This window comes from Coprococcus sp. RTP21281st1_F1_RTP21281_210402 (genome assembly GCF_040915325.1).
In the GTDB taxonomy this organism is placed as follows: domain Bacteria; phylum Bacillota; class Clostridia; order Lachnospirales; family Lachnospiraceae; genus Coprococcus; species Coprococcus aceti.
In genome coordinates this window covers 318458-342256 of record NZ_JBCPDQ010000004.1, presented here as the reverse complement: position 1 = coordinate 342256, position 23799 = coordinate 318458, and the positions used below count along the sequence as shown (strand labels likewise).

The window sequence follows — 23799 nt, the reverse complement described above, 5'->3', positions numbered from 1 at the left end:
TAACTGGATACTGTATTTGTATCATACAGAGTCATTATAACATAATTTCTTCTATTTAGAAGTACGTTTTTACATGCATTTTTCAAGAAATATTACAAGGTTTTTTTAAGGTTATCTGTGCATTTCGACCAAATATACCTGCATGGGTGTCCGGCGGATCATTGTATTCACTTTGTCCGCCTCGCAGCGCACCTGTCCACATATCAGCCGCTGATCCACTCATACAGTATGCCTGCCATCTCCCTGACATAGTATGTCGGAAGCAGCCACCATGCAGTGCTTCCGGCTATGGAACCCGTATCTATACCCTGCTTTTCCGCAATTCTCTTTGCCCTGTACTCATGGAATTCATTTGTCACGATATTCATTCCGTCAGGCAGGTCATTCTGTTCTATTATCTGAGCCGAAAACTTTATATTCTCCCTTGTGGATGTGGACTTGTCTTCCATATATATTCTCTCCGGAGCAATTCCGTGCTCTGTAAGGTATTCATACATGCACTGAGCCTCCGACATGCTCTCATCTGCGCCCTGTCCACCGGACACAACACATACAGCCTCCGGGTTCTCATCAAGATAATCCTGTGCTGCTATAAGTCTCTCTCTCAGCATAAGGCTTGGTCCACCGCCTCTAACTGCGCATCCGAGCACTACGACTGTGGCATCCTGTTTAGGCTTTACACAAGCCGCATAGACCATGTGATAAGTGATGACCACAACAAGGGCAAGCGCAGCAGTGACAAGTGCAAGCACGAAACTTAAGCATATCTTTCCTGCTTTTTTATCCCAAAGCTTTCTGACAGATTTGTCTATCTTTGCCCTGAATACTCCATACAATGTGAGAAGTGCAAACACGCCTGTTCCCAGCAGGGTTCCTATATTCACATGACAGCCTCTAAGCACCGGATATATGAACATCAGCATTCCCAGCACGCCTATTATACAGAATATAACTCTCCATATATGATATCCCCGTGTACGCACCGCCACACCATCTTTGTTTATTTCTTTACTCATATCTTCATGGCTCTTCTGAGTCATTTTATCTGTCATCTATTCTATCCTCCCTGTTTTTTCTCTTTTCAGCTTCTTAATACCATTCACACAGAATAACAGTGACATAACTGTTGCTATAGTCCAGCCTATCGGCCAGGCCAGCCATATTCCTGTGGCGGAACCTATAACTCTTGACAGCACTATCGCCAGCACCACTCTAAGTATCAGATCCGTAAACGTCGATGTCATGAATCTGCCCATCATGCCTGTTCCCCTTAGTATTCCATCAGCTACAAGTTTTGCCGATACTACAAAGTAGAACGGCGCCAGTATCCTGAGATACGTGACTCCCGTGTCAAGGGCAAGTCCTGTCCTATTCTCCATAAATGGATACATGCCATAACGGCCAAAGAAGAAGTACAAAACCGCAAATGGTATGCATAGTCCCCATATGAGTTTTATTCCAGCTTTAAGTCCCTGTCCTATCCTGTCGATCTTACCCGCGCCAAGATTCTGTGCGGTATAGTTGGATATTCCATTTCCAAGTGTTGTAAATGACGTTATGACGAGATTGTTGAGCTTTACAGCCGCCGCATAGCCCGCTATGACAGAGGCTCCAAATCCATTGATGACGCTCTGAATAATTATATTTCCAACTGAGATAAAGCTCTGCTGAAGTATGCTCGGTATGGCTATGACTGCTATCTTGCCCAGCATGCTTCCCGAAAATACACGGACCTTCCCCTCAGTGCGAACTGCTGTCAGGCGTCTGAACACAACTATTATCGCAAGTACAGCGCTCACGCCCTGACAGATGAATGTAGCCCACGCAACTCCATTTACCCCCATCTCAAATGTCTTTACAAACAGTATATCAACGGCTATATTGGACACCGATGAGATGGCAAGGAATATGAACGGTGTTCTCGAGTCGCCCAGCGCAGAGAATATTCCTGTCGCTATGTTGTAGAAGAACAAAAATGGCACGCCCAATATGTATATGTTCAGATAAGTAAGCGAATCTCTCATCAGCTCATCCGGGGTATCAATAAGTGCCAGCAGTCTCTCTCCAAGCAGGAATCCAACCAGCATGAGAACCGCCACAAGTACCGCGCTTGCTATGAGAGTAGTCCAGACCGCAGTCTTCATCTCGCTGTATTTCTTTGCCCCGAACAGCTGGGATACTATGACCGAACAGCCTATATTGCATCCAAATGCAAATGCTATGAAAATAAGTGTTATCTCATAGCTATTGCCGACCGCCGCCAGAGCATTTTCTCCTATGAACTGCCCCGCCACAAAGCTGTCCGCTATGTTATAGAGCTGCTGAAATATCACACTTCCGAAAAGTGGCAGGCAGAATCTCCAAAGCACGGATTCAGGCCTTCCCACAGTAAGATCTTTGTTCACTTTTTTCCCTTCTTTTCTATAATTTACTCCTGTTTTCGGTTTTATTCTAAACTCGTTCACCCGGCATTACAATAGGCAAAATAGTAAACATCTTCGGCTGAACACCCGTTTTTTGTACTTATTCCCATATATTTTCTATCATGTTATGCATATAAAAACGACAGTACATGCCGAGATGGACATATACTGCCGAATCTTTTTATATTTTAAGTTTCTTGGTAATTACAGTATATCTATGTATTCCCCTGACAGCGCCTTGTTCATCGATCTGACAGCACAGAATTTACCGCACATACTACACGTGTCGCTGTACTCGTCATCAGGCTTTCTGCTGTCCCTGATCTCCTTTGCAGTCTCAGGATCTATGGCACATGCAAGCTGTGCATCCCAGTCGAGGACACGTCTCGCATCCGCCATCTTGTCATCTATATCCCTCGCTCCAGGTATCCCCTTTGCTATATCTGCCGCATGGGCTGCTATCTTGGAGGCTACGATTCCCTGCTTGACATCGTCTACATTTGGCAGGGCAAGGTGCTCTGCTGGTGTTACGTAACAGAGGAATGCTGCGCCGTTCATGGCTGCGACCGCTCCGCCTATGGCACTTGTGATGTGATCGTATCCCGGTGCTATATCTGTGACAAGAGGTCCAAGTACGTAGAATGGTGCGCCCATACAGAGTGTCTTCTGAACTTCCATGTTGGCTGCAATCTGATTGAGTGGCACATGACCAGGGCCCTCAACCATAACCTGTACGTTATGATCCCACGCGCGCTTTGTCAGCTCTCCAAGTCTGACAAGCTCCTCTATCTGACATACATCCGTTGCGTCCGCAAGACATCCCGGACGACATGCATCTCCAAGTGATACTGTCACATCGTATTCCTCGCATATATCAAGGATCTGGTCAAAATACTCGTAGAACGGATTCTCATTGCCTGTCATGGTCATCCATGCAAATACAAGACTGCCGCCACGGCTGACTATATTCATCTTTCTCTTATGTTTCTTGATCTGTTCGATCGTCTTTCTTGTTATTCCGCAGTGGAGAGTCACGAAGTCAACTCCATCCTCCGCGTGGAGACGTACCACATCGATGAAATCCTGTGCTGTCAGTGTCGCAAGATCTCTCTGATAGTGGATAACGCTGTCATATACCGGCACAGTTCCTATCATAGCCGGACACTCTGAAGTGAGCTTCTGTCTGAACGGCTGTGTATTGCCGTGGCTTGACAGATCCATGATCGCCTCTGCTCCCATCTCGACAGCACTCATAACCTTCTGCATCTCGATACCATAATCCTTGCAGTCTCTTGACACACCGAGGTTGACATTGATCTTGGTCCTCAGCATGCTTCCAACTCCCTCTGGGTTTAAGCATGTGTGCTTCTTATTGGCAGGTATCGCTACCTTACCCTCTCCTACCAGTTTCATCAGCGCCTCAGTGGACATATGCTCTTTCTCGGCAACTTTCTCGATCTCAGGAGTTACTATGCCTTTTCTTGCTGCGTCCATCTGTGTTGTGTAATTTCTCATCTGTTCCTCCAATCTGATCCGGCTTTATAAATCTGTTCCAGATCTAATATTTGTTTCTCTTACACTTTTATAGTGGCGGAAGGTGGTGCCCCCAATCAGCCACTTTAGGAATATCCCACTCATGTAGATTATTCCTTATAAAGGAGCAGACGCATGAAAGGCGCTTACGCGCGGCGTCTGCGTAATATGTCGTCAAGCACCGCTTGATGACCTGCGCGCACATCAGTGCGCTTCCACTCTTCACAAGGAATCCTCCCACTTACGTGGGCCCCTCCTTATGAAAATAAAAATAGACACAGGAATGCGTCTCTTCTTTATTACTTACATCATTATGTATGTATCAAACGTATCCCTACGGCGGCATTATCCGCATCAGGTTGTGGGTCGAAGCGTTCAGCCTCCTCTCAGCCGGCTAACTCGCCAGCTCCCCATATACTATCCAATTCTCTGACAACAAGTATACCGCTGTCAGATCGTAACATCAACATATTTTTCTGTGATGTTACACCATATGCTGCAACTCATTACTGATCTGCATCTTTTCTAAGGTCATAATAGTGCGGAATGATATCCTCGTAATGTCCATCCGGCATTCTGAAGCCTCCCGGTATGACTCCCAGCGGAGTAAAACCAATCCTTTTATACAGATGGAGTGCATGTACATTTGATGCTACTACGGCATTGAACTGGAGCACTCTAAAGCCTTTCTTCTTTGCCATGGATATACAGTCAAGCACAAGCTTTTCTCCTATGTGCTCACCGCGGATATCGCGTCTCACGGCATAGCTGGCGTTACATATATGTCCGCATCTTCCCACGTTGTTCGGATGAAGTATGTAGAGTCCTACCACCTCACCACTCTCTGAGTTCTCGGCGATACCGGTATATGTCTGCTCCTTGAAAAAAGCATCTCCCTCTTCCGGAGACAGGCCTTCTTCCTGTGGAAATGCCACGCCATCATCCACAACCTGGTTCCAGATCTCTGATGCTGACTTTGCATCTGCTGCCATGTACTCTCTTATGTTTATATTCATCTATGCGTCCTCCTATTATGATAAGATTTCACTTATGTTCTATTTATTATTATATCGTTCTGTCTGGCAGCGCACTATGTATACATCAAAACAGTGTATATTGCCGATATTCAGCAATAATAATCAGATTATGGTGCTGACAGTTATGGGCATATAGCTGTCAGCACTTTAAACATTGTACTACTGTCTATTTATGTTGCAAATTGCACCTCCTTTATCTGCTACATATCCACAGCCTGCCTCACTTCTCTCTTTTTCCAGCTCACAAATCCATACATGTCGTTCACAAAGAATATGACGAAGTTTACAACTACAGGAATATATGCCGGATTCTCAAAAGATGCGAGGACCCATAATACTATGAGTACTACATCATTTGCTGCATATCCCACCGCATAGTATGACGATCTCAGCATGGTGAGCGCAGCTGCCAGGAAACTTGTGACTATGGATATTGTGCTGAATACTATATTCGGCGTGTCAAGTATCATGAGTATATAGTAGAATACAACCGTTACAAGCACTGTGCTGACAGTGAGCCATATCACATGCCTGCGTGTCAGTTTCTGTATGGCTACCTCACTGCTGTTGCCCTCCGATGGATTCTTAAACCATGTTATGGCTGACCACACCGCCATCGGCATCGTCATCCCGAGGTAGGTTATCATCTCCCCCCAATAACGGAACCTGAAGGATATGATACCGTATAATATGCTGAATACGACCATCAATATCTGCGCCCACACATTTCCCTTTGCCGCAAATATAAGCGATGTCACGCCTATGAGTGCCGCCGCAAGTGTGAGTATGTCCAGATCTGCAGTAAGAAGATTCGACACCAGCACTATAGCCAGGGAACTCAGCCAGATAAGCCATTCCCACTTAGTCAGTTCTTTTATTGGATTGTACATTTCGATCTCTCCTTTTTATCGCCTATCTTTAGCAAACTCTTTTCTAGTTGCCTGAATTTTCAAACAATTCTATTGTTCAAGAAAGTCATTCATCTTCTAATTTCTCTCAGATTTTGACTATATTCTTTTTTGACTATATTCTTTCCTACCCATCTCTAAAATCTTATTTTCTCCAAATCATCTGGCACATGCAGGTTGCCACTGTAATACCTTTTGCCCTCTGCCACGTACAATTCTTTTCTATGTGTTATATTTTTATCCTCTGTATGATATAGCAACAGATTCTGAACTTCAAGCTTTTCTGCAAGTTCACAGGCATCCTTGACTGTTGAGTGATGTTTCTCGTATGGATCAAATATATCCGCCTCGGAATACAGACAGAATGCCTCATGTAGCAGCCATTTGCTACCTCTCGCATACTTCTCCTCACAATCATTGTAAGGCTCGTCTCCGCAGCACGTAATTTTCGCACCATCACCCATATCCATACAGAATCCAAATTGCTTTGTCTTAGTTGAACCAGTATCAAAAAATGTGACCTTTCTGCCCATTATCTCTTTCGTATCGCCGTCATTCACCTCAACCAGATGAAGTCTGTCACCAATATATACTGTCTCCTTCTTATTAAGAAGTTGCATTGCCATCTCCCTAAGTAATGCGATGACCTCGTCATGTCCGTATATAACGGCTTCGCCTTCATACGAACCTTTTTTCATATGCTGGCATATCATGCGGATCATCCACACCGCGCCGAGTATATGATCCACATGTTTATGCGTCACAAATATTGTCCTCATGTCCTGCCAGTTAAAACCCGCTTTCTTAAGCTGTGACAGTATGCCGTTACCACCACCGCCATCCACTAGAAAATGTTCGTCTCCATCTGACAGCACAAAGCATGTATTATAACACTCTGTCACAAGTGCACTTCCTGTTCCAAGCATCGTTATGTCCATACACCCATTCTTCCTTTCCCAAATACTTAATTCGTATAATAAGCACCATCCGCAGACTCATATTAACCTGATTAACAGCTTACTTCTCCGGCTCCTTGCACACATCAACCCAGCCGGCAGCCCCAGATGCATCCTCAAGCTCAGAGATGGTGAGATTCACTGCACTGTGGTCATTGCCCGCCGCAGGAAAAACCCTCTCGTATCTCTTGAGGCTCTCATCAAGGTATATATCTATCCCCGGATTTATGCCAAATGGACACACTCCGCCCGGTGCATGTCCGACAAGCTCCTCCACGCTATCAAATGGCACCATCTTCGCCTTGACGTGGAATCTGTCTCTATATTTCCTATTGTCAACTCTGGCTATGCCCTCGGTGAGTATGAGTACTATCTTGTCATCCTGTATGAACGCCATGGTCTTAGCGATCATGCCCGGCTCAACTCCAAGCGCCTCCGCCGCCATGGCAACAGTTGCCGTCGGAGCGTCCATAAGTATGATCCTATCTCCATATCCTTTATCTTCAAGAAACTTTTCTGCCTTTTCCAGTGACATGGCTGTACGTCCTCCTTGTTGTAATTATCTGTATTCCAGCACTTCATCCATTTTCTTTCCAGGCCGCATCTCCGGATTCTCTGCAGCAGGTTCTGGATCGCCGCGCCACGATAAGCTGTCTATTATCAAAAGTATCATAATTGCTGTATATCTATAGCCATGCACTCCTCAGATGCCTTAAATCCCACTGATTCATACAGCGGTCTGCCGCTTTCCGTGGCATCAAGGCTTATCTCCGTGGCACCATGTACGCGCGCGTCCTCTATAAGCATATTCACAAGATGCCTGGCGATTCCTCTTCTCCGATAGTGCTCTTCTGTATATACATTCATGAGATGTGCTCTCTTTCCTGATGGGTGAGAAAATGTTGGCATTATTTCAATATAAGACATACTGGCACACGCCACACATCTTCCGTCATCGACAGCTACAACTGTTGTCTGATCACCCTCAAGAAAATACCTTCTGCTGCTCACCACCAATTCATCATCAAATATGTAATCAGCAGGAAGATCATTGACTATCCTAAGCATGGGCAATCTGACATCCATCAGCATATCTATATCATTTGCATCTGTCACTCTATACTCCATAATACCCCCTTATTACTCCTTGACATTTTTATGCCTCCTGCTATAATAACACAAGTCGGACGGTATGTTGAATATTAATATACCTTGCAAGGTGTTCTGCAGATGCAGGATTCCCGGATGGAACATGAATCGCGATAAAAACATATCAGAATTTTCATGAGCCAGATAAGATACTTTATCTTATCTGGCTCTTTTTTTATGCGGCTGGCAGGTTAATGTGTCCCCGCGATCATGTGCCTTTCCGATTTTCAATGATTTTCAATTATAAACTATTTTTGTTAAGGAGATTTACAAATGGACCTGTTAAGAGACAATCTGAAAAAGCTTTACTTCAAATTCCTCATTCCCTCCCTTGGAAGTGCCATGGTCATGTCCATATACACCCTGACTGATGCCATCGTCATCGGCAAAGGTGTTGGAACTGATGCCCTGGCCGCTCTGAGCATCACAACGCCTCTGCTGTGCATACTTATGTCAACCGGAATTCTCTTTGGCGTAGGTGGATCAGTACAGATGAGCGTGCACAGAGGAAGTGGCAACACAGTGAAATCTAACCGCTACTTCACCGTGTCATTCATGATGATCGCAGCAGTCACCGCACTGCTGTGGATACTGTACGTAACATGCATGCCATCACTGCTGAGGCTCATGGGTGCAAATGCCACTCTATACCCATATGCCATGTCATACATGCACTATATAAATATATTCCTGCCGGTTGCAGTATTTTCCAACTTCGTAGCTATATTTGTGAGGGCTGACAATGATCCGAACCGCGCCATGGCAGGCGTCCTGCTGGGTGGAGTGTTCAATATCGTGATGGACATTGTACTGGTATTCCCACTGAAGCAGGGAATCAGCGGAGCCGCACTTGCCTCCGTAATCGGTATGCTGATCCAGATACTTGTCGCCTCATCACATTTTCTCAGCAAGAAGAATGAGCTGCGTTTCATAATGCCACACAGGCTCCTGAACAGCATGAAGAATATCGTGACAGCCGGTATCCCGAGCTTTTTCAATGAATTTGCAAATGGATTTATAGTACTGCTGTTTAACATACAGATATTGAAGTACTGCGGCGAGAATGCCCTGTCCATATACAGCGTCATCTCCAACTGCGTCATCCTGTTCAATTCTCTGTTCACAGGAGTTGGTCAGTCTGTGCAGCCTGTGATCTCGACCAACTACGGAGCAAATAACATAGGCAGAATAAACGCCATAAAAAGAATGGCTTACACAACCATCCTGATCATGGGTGCGCTGTTCTCACTTCTTGGAATACTTTTTCCAAGGGTGCTCTGCGGTGTGTTTATAGATATGAATGAAGGTCTTGGTGTCATTGCCGATCTTGGTGTCAGAGCGTACTTCTTTGCATTTGTGCCATTTGGAATCAACCTGATGACCTCCTACTATCTCCAGGCCATACTGAAATCCGGGCAATCTCTGTGTATATCACTGCTCCGAAACATCATACTCAGCAGCGTGTGTATACTGACGTTCCCTGTTTTGACCGGTGGCAACAGCTTGTGGTTTGCTGCACCTGTGACCGAGGCTGTGACTCTTACTGTCAGTCTGGTATTTCTAGCGCGGCAATCCCCAAGGTAGGGTAGCCATTAAATGTGTATGCAAATTAGGCGATATTAGATATAATGAATGTGTTGACTTTAACAAATAGGGATTAGGGGGTATAAAATGAAAATGCACGAAATGGATTTGATGGAATTCCTTATTAAAGAAGGACACACTGATATTGCAGAAAGTATTAAAGACTACCGAAAAAATACTATTAAAATGTGTGTGAAGGATGTAGAAAATGTAATTGCAAAAGGCACAAGTAAAATCGGTGGCTTTCCCGATCTTCCGCCCGAAATTCCATATCCCACAATGTCGGGCTATTCCTGCAAGCGCGGAGATGACACTGAGCGGTACGAAAAATCAGCAATGCAGCTTGTTGCTCAAATCAATCTTACGGACATTGCCGACTTGGATATTGAAAACAAGCTTCCGCACACGGGTATTTTATATTTTTTCTGGAGCGGAGAAATCGACTCAATTCACCAGACCAACAAATGGGTTGAAAGCGTTGCTGACGCCCCCGAAAATTCGGCTTATCACAAGGTGATCTGGTACAACGGCGACCTGTCAAATTTAAATAGAACTGAGCCGCCTGTTCCATATTATTCAAAGTATTTTACAGAAACTTTTGAGGAAAAGGCTGTCGAGTTTGAACTCACCACAGATTATCAGCCACTGGGAGATGTGCTTGACTGTGACCTATTTGACCGTCTTGAAGAAGTTGCTCCAGATTATGATATCGAATATCTTTCGTATGACGGAAACAAATTATTCGGTTATCCTACGGGTGGTAATATTCCGGATGTAAATGCAAAAACACATCTGCTGTTTCAATATAGTTACAACGTTGGTTGTCTATGGAATATCTTTTGGATCATTTCAGATGAAGATTTAAAGAACCGCAATTTCGACAAAGCGGTCTTTAGTTTCGATTTGGACTAATAACTATAATTCTAAGTAGGAGCAGAACACTCCTGCTCCTACTTGGTATAAATTCAGTGCTTTATACAGAATTCACAGCCACCGCTCTGTCCAATACAGTCTCTGCAATCAGAATCCATCGCAAACACATCTTCACCCGCGATCAGATATGTTCCAACAAGACTCATCTTCGGTGACATACGTTCTCCGTTCCATGACACGCCTACCTGTGATGCATCCATAAGTCCAAGCAACTCAGGTATGGTATCCATACCCATTCCGTAATATCCGGGACCGAATGATGGGCTGCAATACCGATTATCATATACACTGTTCTTTCTCTCAAGATATCCCTGTATCCACCCTCTTATGACATCCATGCATGCCACCTGAAATGCCTCCATGTAATACTGTTCAAGAACCGAACCCGCACTTTCTATGTCGATCTCCGGCGCATGGAATGCATACAGATATCCATTTTCAACGCTGCTCAGATCAAGCTGTTCAAGGACATTGCATTTTATCCTCTTCCTGCCAAATTCAAAATAGCCCTCATGAACGCACTCCACCGCAAATGGCTGCAGCAATACTGACACCTGGCAGTCTACTGAGGTTTCCGAAGCATTTTTCGTCATGATCCGGTCAAGCACTATTTCTGTCTCCCGCTGATGTTCCACACGCATGTCAGGTTCCATGTCATTTATATGCGTGATCTGTACCAACCTGTCCTTTATTTGCTGTCTCAGCTTTCTCAAGTCTACATGCAGTATCTCTTCCTGCCTCTGCAAATGAGCAATGACTTTGTCGTACATCTCCGGTCTGTGAACCACCAGACATGAGCTGCAATCCTTTATCTTCTGTCCCCTTCCATTCACTATATACTCAGGACTGCCTATGCAGCTCTCATCAAAATAAAGTGGGCAGTAACAGAACAGGCAGTTAAATTTATCTTCATCTTTTACCTTATGGCACGGGAAGAATTCGCAATCCCGGTTCTGGAAAAATTTGTAGTTGTTATTCATTGTTCAATTATTTTATGCAATTTCTTTCTTCTTTTTATACTTTCTCTTTCTTATAACTTCCATACATGCATAGAGAACAAAACCAACTACAGATGCGACCGCACCAGATCTCAGCCCCGGCGTATGATATACCATTTTTATGGTATGCTGTCCTTTACTCAGTTTAATCCCCATAAATGTATCCGCAAGCTCTTCTATATCAGCACGCTTTCCATCAACTGTCAACGACCATGTCTTTTCGTATGGTATTGAAAGGAATATCTCTGAATCACTGTCCAGCGCCACTTCTCCTGATATTTTATTTCCTGATATATTCAGATTGCTTGTATACCCTGATTTCAGCTGCTGAACGGCATTATCAAATTCTGCCATATCCAACTGCGCTGCATAAATCGTATGTCTCTTATCCTTATTGGTATCTCTCTTTATCTTCAGCTCTATTTCATCACCAGCCTTATAATCTCCAAGGTACATACTGTTAATTTCAAATCTATGACATGCATTCTGAACAAATTCGCCATTCGCATATATCCTGCAATTGTGGTCATATAAACTGTTGTGTATATCACTTCCATCAACAAATACATACACAGGACCATCGTTCGCTACACTAAGTTTCCACACCTCATTATTTTTTTTGTCTTTACGAACATATTCAGTCTGAACATCATTATATACTCTGGTATTCTTACCCGTCATTGCAGATATCAGATTTTCCTGATTCTTAAACGGATCACTTCCGAATGACAGATTTCCCATATCCTCACTAACAGGATATCCAAGCGGCAATGCATATTCATTTTTGTAAACCTCTGCATTTTTAGTCTTTATTCCTGTATCCTCATAACCTGTTGCCGCATCCTTAAGCTGGACATACTTTATAGACAGCAATGAATCAGCAAGCAACATCGGACTATTCCAGTATGTTTCACACAAGAAATATTTTTCGCCAGGGATGTCCGAATATCCCATATTTGCAAGGAACCTGTCAACATTAAAGTCATATGCCGAACTATAATGCTCTATACTGTTATATCCATACAGTAATGATTCTCCAGTTGCTATCTCTCTTCCCAGGCCATACAGATAATTATAATTGTTTTCGTATCTGTAAAAAGTATCTCCAGAATCAGCATTCAATTGATCCACAACATTTTCTGCATCCAGAGAATACTCCGTAAATGCATTTACATCATTATTATATTCCGAAAAAGCAAGGTATACATTATACACCGACTCCAAAACAGTTAATCCTATTGCGATCCAGCAAACAGTATTTATCAACAATCTACTGTTCCTAATACACCTTATCACCAATGCTCCAATGCAAAGTATAAATAAATACAATACCACAAGACGCAACGGGGAATTTATCTTTTTTATGTAATATAAAAACGCTAAACCTGCTGCTACAGTCATCATGGCTCCGGCTATTTCCTTATTCTCGACTTCGCCGCGCTCATATAACTGAATTTCCCGTGCTGCAATCATTATCATTACAAAAGAGAAAACAAAACTAAACCTGAAAAAATATGATGTACTCCTGACAAATACGGTCCATACAAGTTCCATATCTCTAAGGCAATAACTTCCACATAGCAAGGCCAGAAGACAGAACATACATATTTTTTCTGATCTTTTTACTTTTTTATTGACAAAAAATGCGATTACCGCAACTAAAACTATCGTTCCCGTGAATATCAATGGGGCATCCTGCGCATTTACTTTTGCACTCACATCAAATCCACTCAGGAACTGTGTTATGTCCATGTTTACAATTCTGCTGAGACCAACCGTATTATTTGTTGCTTTTCCACCTATTAATGATACACATGCCGGAAGTAATATACACATACTCGCCAATACTCCGCATATCATCGTTGCCACATATCTGCCTATACTTCTCAGATCATTTTTCAATGCAACTTTTATTTTGTAATCATATGCATTAAGATATTCGACAATAAACAATATTCCCGACATGAGGCATACCATATATCCGGTATACCAGTTACACAGAATTGCCATAAACACAGATCCAAACAGCAAACCTGTTCTTTTCTCATTGATACATTTCCACACACCAAGTGCAATCAGCGGAAGAATTATAACCCCATCAAGCCACATAACATTCCTACAATTATACACATTGTATTCCATAAGTGCATAAAGCGTGGATAAAACCAAAGAAGACTTTGCCGATATACGGAATCTGTTATGAATATATATATATCCTGTTATGCCGCATAATCCAATTCGTAAAATTATCATAAACACCATAAAATATGGAATATGCGCCTTAGAAAAGAAAACCAGGAAAATATTTAACGGACTAGAAATATAGAAACCAATCAGACCAATCATCCTACCACCAAGGGATTTTCCCGCAGAATATTCTATACTTGCCTTACCATGAAACACATCCCACAAATATCCATAATAATCTTTGTGTTGCAATAATGAATCCCACACCAAAGTTGACTTACTACCAAACGGAATCACCCCGCATATAGCCATAACAGCCAGCAGCACCAGAATCGGCAAGACAAAAGCCAGTATTATAATAACCGCAATTCTTTTTTTAGATCTCTGTTCACTCATCAATAACCTCCATACCTATTATGACACCGAGACGAGCACGGCTCCAACCAATATCAAAATAACTCCACCTATCTTTTTTTTCGATATTTTCTCTTTCAAAATAAAATAGGATATAACCATAGTCCAGATATATGTAACTGATGTCAAAGGCAAAACGACTGAATAATCAAGATATCTCAGAACATATATGTTTAACAGCGCTGATACAAGATACAACGCACCACCTATGTATAAATTAATATTTTTTATTGTAGCTATTATGCTCTCAGAAGCGGACGCCTTTTTCAAAAATAATGATGCCACCGCACCACTTAATGTCATAATCACAAGTACAATATAATATATCAGCATTCTTCCGTATCTCCTCCTGCTATCATTATCACTCCTGCAATTATAACAAGAACACCTATACATTTCACAAAGCCAACTTTTTCACCAAGTACTATAGCTGCAAGCACTATACTTAACACATAATTCAAACTCAGCATCGGTTGTAAAACTGATAATTTACCATACCTGTATGCAATTATCATCACAAGAGCTCCAACGCCATAAAATCCAAAACCGACTATCATGTATATAAGGCCTTTATCAGCCGACATTTTCCAGAGCATCTGCCCTATACAGGCACATATCGAGGAAATTATCATCAATATGATTCCCTTTTTATTTTTCTTTATTGACTCGAGCATAATTTTGTCTCCTGTAAAAATTTGATTTTTCTATCTACGAAACTATTTTCCGTAAAAGTGGTATTTTTTTCATGATCAGAGTAACAACATATCCACACATGAAAAGCACAACACAGTAAATCAACGATGCTAACACTGGTGTTGAATGTAATTTATCCTGAAGAAAACTCATCAAATTCTTGAATGCGTCTGTATAGTTTTTAAAATATACATGAATTAGATAAATGCCAAAAGTACATCCGCCAACCGAGACTATCGGTTTTTTCAATCTAAACAGTATGTTTGTATTCGAATTCAGATATTGACATGTTGCAAATATTGCCACGCAGTTTACCAGAACAAATGTACCAAAAAACATTTGAGAATCCTTTTCGTTACAAATTCCTGTAATTCGAGCTCTGTAATATGTCATATAACAAGAGATCACAATAGCAACTATGTTTATCCCCCACAAAACTAACAACCTTTTCTTAGTCCAAAAGTTTTTAAGTCTGCAATTAAGGAAATATCCTGCCAGAGGAAAAACAACAACGTTTGTTGCCAGCCACTCAATAGAAACATTTACATTCAATGGATGTCTATCCTGAAATACACGATACTGCAAGCATGGAACCAGCATACAAAAAGCAATATATAAAACCAGTGCATACTTATAATCATTATCAGAAAGCCCCTGTGCAAATCGCTGCAATAATGGAAGTACTATCAGCATTGAAAGATAAGCATATAAATACCAGTATGAAAAATTCCACCCGTTAGAATATAATTTTGTAAAGAAGTGAAATATATTAAATTTTTCATTTCCTTCGCCAACTTCTAACAGATAATAAAATACGGACCAGACAAGCAGAATACTGAATATATGCAGGACCCTATGCCGCCATAAATATTTTACCGGTTCCGGTTCTCGTCCCAACATAAGTGCACCTGCTATCACCAAAAACAACGGCACAGACACCTTACAGGAAATAGACAAAAACAAATATAACCAATAATGGAACGTATGAGGATCATAAGACAAAAACTTTGAAAATCCATTCGCCCCTGTATGATTATATAGCACAAAAAAAGCTGCTATTATACGCATAAGTTCAATATCCAACCTCTTTTTTGCAACCAAATTCAATTTTTCCCCCCTCAGGTATCATACCTTTTCTTTTTCATTTTGAAGTTTTCTTCATATGATCAACTTGAATAAGCTTATACTCAAAGTCTCTCTTATCCTGACTTCTAAGTGTGCTGAGAAGTACTCCCACCGCAAAGAACAGAATTGCCATCACCATCACAAATCCGCAAACGATCAGAGTTGGGAACCTGTCTACAACACCAGTTTTAAAATATGCAGAAAGTACCGGGATGAAGAATAATATGCTACACAGCGCAAGTACAAGTGATATGGCTGTAAAAAATCCAAATGGCTTGTAGTTCTTATATAACTTAACTATCGTAAGCAATACCTTTATACCATCTGAGTATGTATTTAACTTAGATTCACTTCCATCAGGTCTATCTCTATATTCAATAATTACATTCTCAACCTGCATATTTCTATCTACAGCATGGATACTCATCTCTGTTTCAATCTCAAATCCTTTTGACATAACCGGATATGTCTTAACAAATTCATAGCTGAATGCTCTGTATCCCGTCATTATATCTTTTATAGATGTCTTAAAAAGATTATTTATAGACCACCTTACTATACTATTTCCAAAATTATGAAATGGTCTTTTATTCTCCTGGAAATATGTACTGGATAATCTGTCTCCAACAACCATATCAGCATTTTTGTTTATCACAGCGTCAACCATTTCAGGTGCACATTCAGCAGGATATGTATCATCACCATCAACCATTATATACACTTCTGCATCAATCTCCCTGAACATTCTTCTGATGACATTTCCTTTGCCCTGCTTGTACTCTTTTCTTACAACTGCTCCAGCTTTTTCTGCAAGTTCAGATGTCTTATCACTGGAATTATTATCATACACATATATTGTGGAGTCTGGCAAAACTGCCTTAAAATCTGTGACAACCTTATAAATTGTCTTTTCCTCATTGTAACATGGAATCAGTACTGCTATTTTATCCATTCTATGTTCTCCTCATTCGATTATTTTCTACGCTCTATTCTTAGCGGCCCCCATAAACATGACAACCGGAACAACTATTCCAACGATCATCATGACAACGGCTATAAGCTTGCTGTCACCGGACACCAGTGTCACTATACCGCTTATTATCGCAAGTATCGCCAGAAATGCTGCCCATACAACTATGGCAGACGCCTTTGCAACCTTGTTGCTTCCGGCTATTCCAAATATACCGCCTATTATGGCTGCAAGCGATGCTATTCCGGCCACAACGCCACATACGACAGCCTTTGTCGATGGCTCATCTGCAAGCACAAGTTTTGCAATGTCATAATATCCGGCATTTACAAGCCCCCATATGAGCATGATGAGCGACGATGCCGTCACCATTCCCTTTCCAGGTAATTTTTCCATAGATTATTTCTCCTTTTTCATTCTCATATCACTGTCTGCTCCACACATAACAGAAGGCCTGTGTTCTGGCTGCAAACTTCTCAGTCTTGAGCAGTTCTCTTACCTCTGCCTTTGTGTACCATCCTGGAGTGATCTCCTCCAGAGTTGAAGTGCTCGGCTTGAACTCGCCTCTCGCCTTGCCTACAACACACATATTTGTCTCATTTGAAAATCCTACAGCACTGTAGCTTGTCCCTATTGTGTCACTGATCTCGTACAGCTCAAGTCCCGTTTCCTCCATAAGCTCACGTCTGGCACTGACCTCAGGAGTCTCCCCCGGATCTATGAGTCCGGCAGGGAAATTATATACCCATTCACCCGGAGCAAGTCTGAACTCCTTATCTATAAGGATCCTCTCATCTGCCTCGTCTGTGGCGATGATGACCACCGCATCTGCTGCCTTGCCATGAAGTCCCTCGAAATCGGTGATTTCTCCATTCCTGCTTATCATCTCATAGTTCTTAACTATTCCGTCTACAGTCTCGTACTGAACATCGTATCGTGTGATGAACTTTCCCTGTTCTTTCTTTTCAATTCCTACAAATTTCAAAACACTTTCTCCTCTACTTGCAAAGCTCTGCCACAACCTGATTGATGACCTTGCCGTCTGCCTTGCCCTTGAGTTCAGCCATGACAGCCTTCATGATCTGGCCTTTATTCTTTGTTGCTATCACATCTGCAAATTTTGTTGTGAGGATATCTCTCACCTCATCCTCTGACAGAAGCTTTGGCGCATACTCGTTGAACACATCATATCTTGCCTTGTACTGCTCCAGAAGATCTGTTCTGTCTGCAGGGCAGGTATCGATCTGCTCTTTTACAGACTTGATCTCCTTGAGGATAACACTATCAACTATATCCTCAGGAATGTTGTCTCTGCAGCCGTTATCGATTCCGACCTTCTTAACTGCTGATACGAGGGATGAGATGCTGTCCTTTCTCTCCTTATCCCTTGCCTTCATTGCTGCTATCATATCCTTCTGTAACTTCTCAAGTGTCATTTTTATTTCCTTCTTTCTTTATTTTTATCACTTTTTTATTTTATACCATATTGAACGCTGCTTTTGCAAAACAACATTCTCTGCCTGAAGCTGTTCCAATTTCTTCTGAATATCTGCTTTTTCTGTCTGAAGTTCTCCAAGTTTTGCCTGAAGATCAGATTTCTCCTTCTCAAGTTCTTTTATCCGGATACCCCTGTCAGCCTTTTCCTTATATGTCTGCTGTAATTTTGCATTTATCTCCGACTTTTCCTTGTATGTTCTTTGAAGCTTGGCATTTATCTCTGACTTTTCCCTGTAGGCACGCTCATTTTCTTCAATGCGTTTCTTTAATTGTCTGGAATTTCTACCAATCTCATCCCTCAATTCTCTGCGTTCTTTTTCATGACATTCACATACCCTGATCAGTGCATCCTCTACCGGCTCTCCATCATATTCAAGAATCTTCTTCGCAAGTGCATTATCTCCATATTCAGGTTTAAGCCATTCCTCTATCTTCTGTAACTGAACGTCATTCTGGTCGGCGTCCACATTCTTATGGTAAAGGCCTATTTCCTGTGAGCCCGGTAAGTACCGAAGATCCTCACATGGCATAGCCGCCACAACCGGAACTCCTGACATGATCTCTATTAGCTTAAGCCAGATGTCATCCGCCCACAGGCACATCTCCTCCATCTTGTCTTTGTCGAACCACTTATCATCATAAATTCCTGGTGGATATAAAGTTCCTGCGCCCCCGGTTGCAAATAACTGCATCTTTGGTCTGTACAGACAGGCAACCGTCTCCTTCATCCAATACCTGTACGGAATAAGCTGCCCTTTATCTGAAATGACCATCCAGTGTGTCCTCACAGCGGATACCGCCTCTGGATACTGTAAATATGACATATACAGATTCTCAAGCATGTATGGAGGATATTGCAGATCGTCATCTATCGTCACGACAACGTCGTCCGTGAACTCCTGCAGCGCATAGAAATACTTCTTGTGCGGCTTCAAATCATCACACCATCTGACCTCCAGCTTATCCTCAAACTGCAGCTTTCTGAGATCATCCGGGAGATCGTCATCCTTATTAGGGAACTGCTCCTCCGCCAGCCACAGAACGATCTTATCTGCCTTTCTGGTCTGTGAATATATCGACTCAAGCATCTGTGCTATGCCCGCAATTCTGGCGGGATAGGATGTGAGCGACACTATTATCCTTCTCGTCTTGAGCTTTTTCAGCTCCGATGAACCATGTTTCTTTATGATGGAATATTTGCGGAATAACTTGTCATCATTGAGTCCCTTCTCTGTCAATCCGTCAAATATCTCACTGTTAAATACGCTGTGCGCTTTCTCGTAAAACTCTATTCTCTCTGCAGAATCCAGTTCTCTGCAATACTTCTCATAATTGTCCACATACTGGCGTATGGCAAAGTACATAACAGCATTCCACAGATCAGTCCTGTCTGCCATACCCTTCACGTGCTCCGTCACACAGTCAACGGTCTTCGGAACATCCGGCAGCTTCTCATCCTCACTCTCAGGAACAACATTCCTTGAAAATGTCAGATTGCTTATATATGCTATCTTCTCCGCCGCTACAGCTCCAATTGCCGAATATATAGCTTCGCTGTCACAACCGGCAATGCCCAGTCCTGCATCTATTATGAACTGCTTTCTGTAGAGTTTATTGCCAACTAATGGTCGTACCACATTCATGATCCTGCCACGGCAGTCCTTCCAGTTAAACACCTGCTTTCCGCCGTGAACCCACTCAAAATGTACACCTCTTCCGAAGGTCTTCCCACCGTCACTGTCTATAAGCTCGCAGTTCGAAATCACCATGTCCGCCCCGCTCTGCTCTGCGGCGTCATGCAGCTTCTCCAGCATGTTCTCCGGATAAACCTCCGAGCCATCCACGAACAGTATATATTCTCCGTGCGCGCGCTCAAGCCCCGCGAATCTGTCCGCTTCTATTATCTCGTACTCCTTAAATGTCTGGCCAGCCAGCTTTGTCCGGCATGTCTCCACACCGCTTCCGGCTGTAAAAATCACTGATATAACCGGTTTCATAACCCGATACTCCTTTCATTGAACACCATCCTGTTGCTGTCCCTCATGATGTCCCGCCTCTAGGTCTGTCAATAAATTTTATATCTTAAGTATTTCCGATAGATTCTTCTGTATTCCTGCCGCAACCTCAGGCTTATTCATGGAATACACATGTATATGCTTCACTCCATTTGCCATGAGATCTATGATCTGGTCTGTGGCATATGCAATTCCCGCCTGCCTCATCGCAGCCTCTGTATCGCCAAATGCATCGACTATGCTCTTGAATCTCTCCGGCACGTTACAGCCTGAGAGCTTGACAGCATTCTTGACCTGTACTCTTCTTGTTATAGGCATAATACCCGGTATGATCGGCACTGATATTCCCACCTCTCTGATTCTGTACATGAAATTAAAGAATATGTTGTTGTCGAAGAACATCTGGGTCGTGAGATAATCACATCCAGCATCAACCTTTTTCTTAAGCCCAATTATGTCTTCGTGCTTATTTGCCGAGTCTGGGTGTACCTCAGGGTAACATGCTCCGCCCACGCAGAAATCTCCTGTCTCCTTGATGAGCTCCACCAGCTCTGATGCATGTGAGAACTCTGCAAATACCTGTCCATCATAGTTCTTCGGTATATCGCCGCGGAGAGCAAGTATATTCTCTATACCGGCATTCTTCATGTCAGCAAGCGCAGTCTTGATGCCCTCTTTGCTGGCACACACGCATGTCAGATGTGCTATGGTCGGCACGTCGTACTTCTCCTGGATCTCCTGGGCAAGCTGGATCGTATGTCCCTTGGTGCTTCCCCCGGCACCATATGTAACGCTCATGTAATCCGGCTTAAATGCCGCTATACCAAGCGCCGCTGCCTCAACATCCGCAAAGTCTGTATCCTTCTTTGGCGGGAACACCTCAAATGAGAGTGTCGCCTTGTCCTGTGTTATCAAATCTCTTATCTTCATGTACTACCTCTGTATATTTGTCTATTACTGTTTATTTCAATCTGGACTCATTTATATCCGGACTCATTTGTATCCGGTCCCGATAAATAATTTTGCTTTTTTGCTTACAGCTCTTCAAGCAGCGCCGGAATATCCATAAGTTTTTTCACCTCATAGTCCGGATGTATATCCGCCGCCTGCTGACCATCAGGGTTGAACCATATCGTCCTTATCCCAGCATTTATTCCGCCCTGTATATCTGATGTCAGACTGTCTCCTATGATCACAGTCTCATCTGCCTTTATCTCTGGTCTCCTGCCAAAGCAATAGTCAAAGAATTCTCTGGACGGTTTCTCCGCTCCGGCATCCTCAGATATGAATATATCCTCAAAATACTTTCCTATACCGCTGTCCGCAAGTCGTCCGCTCTGTACATTTGAGCCGCCATTTGACACAATGTACATTCTGTATCTTCCGTGCAAGGTTTCAAGCAGCTTTATCGTATCAGGGAACACAAATCCCTTCTGGCTGAGCTGATCCTCATAGTAGGCTGTCGCCTCCGCAGCAGAGTAGTCAACTCCCAGCTCTGCAAATAGTATCTCGTATCTGCTCTCCTTCACCTGCTGCCTTGTGAGCAGCCCCTGTTCAAGCAGCTTCCATCTTGATTTGTTGATCTCGCTGTATCTGGATATGACCTTTTCTGTAGGCTCCACCCCTATATGCCTGAGCATATTTGAGAGCGCTCTGCTCTCGCTGCGCTTGAAGTCCAGCAGTGTCTCATCCAGATCAAACAATATGTTCTGTACCATATAAATTCCTTATATCTTTCTTTTCAAATTCATATGCTGACTTATCAGTGTCTGTCGTTATGATTCTGCATTTTATACATTACTCTTATGCGCAGCTGCCGGATTTTTCCAGTGCGCACATTCTTAAATATTATATTCCACTCACCTGATAATAGCAATAGAGCCGGTTACAAATCTTCTGCTGTGACCGCCCTCTCTTCGGCAATCCTGCACAATCCGCAACCGGCTCTGTTCCGTCTATTTTATTAAGTTTAGTTGTATTTTCATTTACTTCATGCTCTTGCTGAGTCCGCTCATTGCGATCTCTGACAACTGTTTTCTGTAGAGAAGTGAACTGATCAAATACTCTATAACACCACCCAAAAGGATGGCCGCATATCCAAGGACAGCAAGTTTTACAAGCCCAAGACTTATAACATCTGATATATGATGGTGATACAGCCAGGCACTGACTATTGACATGCAGGTTATTATCACCAGCATAAACACGATAAAGCTTGCCACAAAATATTTGTAACATACACCACAGAATATCATAGCTCCGAACAATATAAATATGATCATAAACAATGTATCCTGATAGTTTTCTGTATTCTCCGGGTACATTCTAATAAGTATATATTTCTCCGCAATCAGTATCGTAAGCATTACAAGATATACAACAGTACTCACGATCACGGGCATTCCCACCTCCAGTTTTCTCTTCATCGCGCTTGACTGCACATAATCCGATGCATTCATGTATATTATCATCTGATAGGCAAACATTCCAGTAAGCATAAAGTAAAAACCGCCCAGAATATTCGTTCCATGTGATGATATTTCAATCAATAAACCTATTGCAGTGAATAACCCCAACATCATCACATTTGTCTTTAACTTATATCCATATCTGAGAAGTTTAAAACCAAGTATCAAATCTTTCATCCCTTAATCCTCCTTGTCTAATATATATCATTCCTCCCGCCGGCAGGCGGGGCGGATAGTCTAAGCCGTTTCCGGTCTTGAACAACAATCTGTTAATCCATATCCAGATAAGACGCCTCAACCTTGCGGTACATATGTCTGCGCGTCACATATATTCCAACCGGCAGCAATACCGCCAGTGCTGCAACTATGAGCCATGTAAACTTCTGCAATTCCGAAGATATCGTTATATATATAACCGCAGCTCCCGATGCTCCTGATGACAGCATGGACAGCAGACTCATGACCTGAACATTCTGGACATATCTCGTAATGTTCAGCACCCACACGGAAATATCTGCTGTGAGCAGTATCGACAGGCAAAGCAGTCTTACCGGGTTACCCACCATAATTCCATATGGTACGGCCACTATCACCATGCATATCGCGATCCTCACCGGTCGGACAAGCAGATCCGCCGTAAGCGCATTCCGTAACATGGCTTTCCCCTTTGTTGACGTCTTCAGATAATCCATTCCAAGGCAGCCCTTCACACATATTGCACCGAATCCCCAATAATCAGCCATAACCTCGATCGCAGTCATGAGCGCCGCTCCCACACCGAGCATGACCGCTGTTACATAATATTTTCTCACTCCTATATCGATCAATGCCAGTATCACTCCCAGTATGATCGGTATCAACACATTACACACTAGCCGGTATTTTCCATTCGTAATGGCTCTGTAATCC

24 protein-coding genes and 1 riboswitch are annotated in these 23799 nt (G+C 42.7%); of the genes, 2 read left to right on the top strand and 22 right to left on the bottom strand.

What is annotated here, in order from left to right; genetic code table 11:
• Window positions 1–203: 203 nt before the first annotated feature.
• From AB5150_RS07750 to AB5150_RS07715, 8 genes are all read right to left on the bottom strand, one after another.
• On the bottom strand, window positions 204–1052 hold the full coding sequence (locus tag AB5150_RS07750) for a YdcF family protein (RefSeq protein WP_349823309.1): 849 nt from the start codon (window positions 1050–1052) through the stop codon (window positions 204–206).
• Window positions 1053–2405 carry an MATE family efflux transporter gene (locus AB5150_RS07745; protein ID WP_022215819.1) on the bottom strand — a complete coding sequence of 451 codons (1353 nt, stop codon included), beginning with the start codon at window positions 2403–2405 and terminating at the stop codon, window positions 1053–1055.
• A 222-nt stretch (window positions 2406–2627) separates the two neighbouring features.
• Window positions 2628–3938: a phosphomethylpyrimidine synthase ThiC gene (thiC, locus tag AB5150_RS07740; RefSeq protein WP_368291610.1), complete on the bottom strand. Its 1311-nt coding sequence runs from the start codon at window positions 3936–3938 to the stop codon at window positions 2628–2630.
• A gap of 332 nt (window positions 3939–4270) precedes the next feature.
• Window positions 4271–4379: riboswitch (TPP riboswitch) on the bottom strand.
• An 83-nt stretch (window positions 4380–4462) separates the two neighbouring features.
• A complete protein-coding gene (locus tag AB5150_RS07735; protein WP_368291608.1) occupies window positions 4463–4972 on the bottom strand; it encodes an N-acetyltransferase family protein in 510 nt (169 codons plus the stop codon).
• 221 nt (window positions 4973–5193) lie between these two features.
• A complete protein-coding gene (gene pnuC / locus AB5150_RS07730) occupies window positions 5194–5883 on the bottom strand; it encodes a nicotinamide riboside transporter PnuC (protein WP_368291607.1) in 690 nt (229 codons plus the stop codon).
• A gap of 155 nt (window positions 5884–6038) precedes the next feature.
• A complete protein-coding gene (locus AB5150_RS07725; protein ID WP_368291606.1) occupies window positions 6039–6839 on the bottom strand; it encodes an MBL fold metallo-hydrolase in 801 nt (266 codons plus the stop codon).
• A 79-nt stretch (window positions 6840–6918) separates the two neighbouring features.
• On the bottom strand, window positions 6919–7392 hold the full coding sequence (locus AB5150_RS07720; protein WP_368291605.1) for a YbaK/EbsC family protein: 474 nt from the start codon (window positions 7390–7392) through the stop codon (window positions 6919–6921).
• 134 nt (window positions 7393–7526) lie between these two features.
• A complete protein-coding gene (locus tag AB5150_RS07715; protein ID WP_022216116.1) occupies window positions 7527–7985 on the bottom strand; it encodes a GNAT family N-acetyltransferase in 459 nt (152 codons plus the stop codon).
• A gap of 294 nt (window positions 7986–8279) precedes the next feature.
• Here AB5150_RS07715 and AB5150_RS07710 point away from each other — a divergent pair, with 294 nt between their 5' ends.
• Window positions 8280–9590 (top strand): MATE family efflux transporter, encoded by a 1311-nt coding sequence (locus tag AB5150_RS07710; protein ID WP_368291604.1) that lies wholly within the window; start codon window positions 8280–8282, stop codon window positions 9588–9590.
• Between the two features lie 87 nt (window positions 9591–9677).
• On the top strand, window positions 9678–10502 hold the full coding sequence (locus AB5150_RS07705) for a DUF1963 domain-containing protein (protein WP_015533839.1): 825 nt from the start codon (window positions 9678–9680) through the stop codon (window positions 10500–10502).
• 53 nt (window positions 10503–10555) lie between these two features.
• Here AB5150_RS07705 and AB5150_RS07700 read toward each other — a convergent pair whose 3' ends face one another.
• The 14 genes from AB5150_RS07700 to AB5150_RS07635 form a co-directional block, all read right to left on the bottom strand.
• Window positions 10556–11503, bottom strand: a complete 948-nt coding sequence (locus tag AB5150_RS07700) for a cysteine-rich small domain-containing protein (RefSeq protein WP_368291602.1) — start codon at window positions 11501–11503, stop codon at window positions 10556–10558.
• 12 nt (window positions 11504–11515) lie between these two features.
• Complete coding sequence (locus tag AB5150_RS07695) at window positions 11516–14104, bottom strand: YfhO family protein (RefSeq protein WP_238051470.1); 2589 nt, start codon at window positions 14102–14104, stop codon at window positions 11516–11518.
• 18 nt (window positions 14105–14122) lie between these two features.
• Window positions 14123–14455 (bottom strand): EamA family transporter, encoded by a 333-nt coding sequence (locus tag AB5150_RS07690; RefSeq protein WP_022216683.1) that lies wholly within the window; start codon window positions 14453–14455, stop codon window positions 14123–14125.
• Window positions 14449–14796 (bottom strand): EamA family transporter, encoded by a 348-nt coding sequence (locus AB5150_RS07685; protein ID WP_055146450.1) that lies wholly within the window; start codon window positions 14794–14796, stop codon window positions 14449–14451. Before AB5150_RS07685 ends, AB5150_RS07690 begins: the two co-directional genes overlap by 7 nt.
• Window positions 14797–14830: 34 nt before the next feature.
• Complete coding sequence (locus tag AB5150_RS07680) at window positions 14831–15922, bottom strand: acyltransferase (protein ID WP_368291601.1); 1092 nt, start codon at window positions 15920–15922, stop codon at window positions 14831–14833.
• 34 nt (window positions 15923–15956) lie between these two features.
• Window positions 15957–16892 carry a glycosyltransferase family 2 protein gene (locus AB5150_RS07675; RefSeq protein ID WP_022216680.1) on the bottom strand — a complete coding sequence of 312 codons (936 nt, stop codon included), beginning with the start codon at window positions 16890–16892 and terminating at the stop codon, window positions 15957–15959.
• Between the two features lie 27 nt (window positions 16893–16919).
• Entirely contained in the window at window positions 16920–17306 is a 387-nt protein-coding gene (locus AB5150_RS07670) for a hypothetical protein (protein ID WP_022216679.1), read from the bottom strand.
• 28 nt (window positions 17307–17334) lie between these two features.
• Window positions 17335–17895 (bottom strand): NUDIX hydrolase, encoded by a 561-nt coding sequence (locus AB5150_RS07665; RefSeq protein WP_055146459.1) that lies wholly within the window; start codon window positions 17893–17895, stop codon window positions 17335–17337.
• 13 nt (window positions 17896–17908) lie between these two features.
• On the bottom strand, window positions 17909–18346 hold the full coding sequence (locus tag AB5150_RS07660; RefSeq protein ID WP_015533834.1) for a GatB/YqeY domain-containing protein: 438 nt from the start codon (window positions 18344–18346) through the stop codon (window positions 17909–17911).
• Window positions 18347–18373: 27 nt separating this feature from the next.
• A complete protein-coding gene (locus AB5150_RS07655) occupies window positions 18374–20404 on the bottom strand; it encodes a glycosyltransferase (protein WP_368291600.1) in 2031 nt (676 codons plus the stop codon).
• Between the two features lie 78 nt (window positions 20405–20482).
• Window positions 20483–21352 carry a methylenetetrahydrofolate reductase [NAD(P)H] gene (gene metF / locus AB5150_RS07650; protein ID WP_368291599.1) on the bottom strand — a complete coding sequence of 290 codons (870 nt, stop codon included), beginning with the start codon at window positions 21350–21352 and terminating at the stop codon, window positions 20483–20485.
• A 104-nt stretch (window positions 21353–21456) separates the two neighbouring features.
• Complete coding sequence (locus AB5150_RS07645) at window positions 21457–22140, bottom strand: YjjG family noncanonical pyrimidine nucleotidase (protein ID WP_368291598.1); 684 nt, start codon at window positions 22138–22140, stop codon at window positions 21457–21459.
• 267 nt (window positions 22141–22407) lie between these two features.
• Entirely contained in the window at window positions 22408–23067 is a 660-nt protein-coding gene (locus AB5150_RS07640; protein ID WP_368291596.1) for a hypothetical protein, read from the bottom strand.
• Between the two features lie 92 nt (window positions 23068–23159).
• A partial coding sequence (locus AB5150_RS07635) for a hypothetical protein (protein WP_368291595.1) occupies window positions 23160–23799 on the bottom strand: 640 nt, incomplete at its 5' end.

What these genes read in the sequence shown, in the direction of transcription:
- AB5150_RS07725 (WP_368291606.1), bottom strand. Translation starts at nt 6,839, where the DNA reads ATGGACATAACGATGCTTGGAACAGGAAGTGCACTTGTGACAGAGTGT.
- AB5150_RS07735 (WP_368291608.1), bottom strand. Translation starts at nt 4,972, where the DNA reads ATGAATATAAACATAAGAGAGTACATGGCAGCAGATGCAAAGTCAGCA.
- AB5150_RS07710 (WP_368291604.1), top strand. Translation starts at nt 8,280, where the DNA reads ATGGACCTGTTAAGAGACAATCTGAAAAAGCTTTACTTCAAATTCCTC.
- metF (WP_368291599.1), bottom strand. Translation starts at nt 21,352, where the DNA reads ATGAAGATAAGAGATTTGATAACACAGGACAAGGCGACACTCTCATTT.
- AB5150_RS07700 (WP_368291602.1), bottom strand. Translation starts at nt 11,503, where the DNA reads ATGAATAACAACTACAAATTTTTCCAGAACCGGGATTGCGAATTCTTC.
- AB5150_RS07695 (WP_238051470.1), bottom strand. Translation starts at nt 14,104, where the DNA reads ATGAGTGAACAGAGATCTAAAAAAAGAATTGCGGTTATTATAATACTG.
- AB5150_RS07645 (WP_368291598.1), bottom strand. Translation starts at nt 22,140, where the DNA reads ATGGTACAGAACATATTGTTTGATCTGGATGAGACACTGCTGGACTTC.
- AB5150_RS07670 (WP_022216679.1), bottom strand. Translation starts at nt 17,306, where the DNA reads ATGGAAAAATTACCTGGAAAGGGAATGGTGACGGCATCGTCGCTCATC.
- thiC (WP_368291610.1), bottom strand. Translation starts at nt 3,938, where the DNA reads ATGAGAAATTACACAACACAGATGGACGCAGCAAGAAAAGGCATAGTA.
- pnuC (WP_368291607.1), bottom strand. Translation starts at nt 5,883, where the DNA reads ATGTACAATCCAATAAAAGAACTGACTAAGTGGGAATGGCTTATCTGG.
- AB5150_RS07655 (WP_368291600.1), bottom strand. Translation starts at nt 20,404, where the DNA reads ATGAAACCGGTTATATCAGTGATTTTTACAGCCGGAAGCGGTGTGGAG.
- AB5150_RS07675 (WP_022216680.1), bottom strand. Translation starts at nt 16,892, where the DNA reads ATGGATAAAATAGCAGTACTGATTCCATGTTACAATGAGGAAAAGACA.
- AB5150_RS07705 (WP_015533839.1), top strand. Translation starts at nt 9,678, where the DNA reads ATGAAAATGCACGAAATGGATTTGATGGAATTCCTTATTAAAGAAGGA.
- AB5150_RS07715 (WP_022216116.1), bottom strand. Translation starts at nt 7,985, where the DNA reads ATGGAGTATAGAGTGACAGATGCAAATGATATAGATATGCTGATGGAT.
- AB5150_RS07720 (WP_368291605.1), bottom strand. Translation starts at nt 7,392, where the DNA reads ATGTCACTGGAAAAGGCAGAAAAGTTTCTTGAAGATAAAGGATATGGA.
- AB5150_RS07660 (WP_015533834.1), bottom strand. Translation starts at nt 18,346, where the DNA reads ATGACACTTGAGAAGTTACAGAAGGATATGATAGCAGCAATGAAGGCA.
- AB5150_RS07690 (WP_022216683.1), bottom strand. Translation starts at nt 14,455, where the DNA reads ATGCTGATATATTATATTGTACTTGTGATTATGACATTAAGTGGTGCG.
- AB5150_RS07685 (WP_055146450.1), bottom strand. Translation starts at nt 14,796, where the DNA reads ATGCTCGAGTCAATAAAGAAAAATAAAAAGGGAATCATATTGATGATA.
- AB5150_RS07640 (WP_368291596.1), bottom strand. Translation starts at nt 23,067, where the DNA reads ATGAAAGATTTGATACTTGGTTTTAAACTTCTCAGATATGGATATAAG.
- AB5150_RS07750 (WP_349823309.1), bottom strand. Translation starts at nt 1,052, where the DNA reads ATGACAGATAAAATGACTCAGAAGAGCCATGAAGATATGAGTAAAGAA.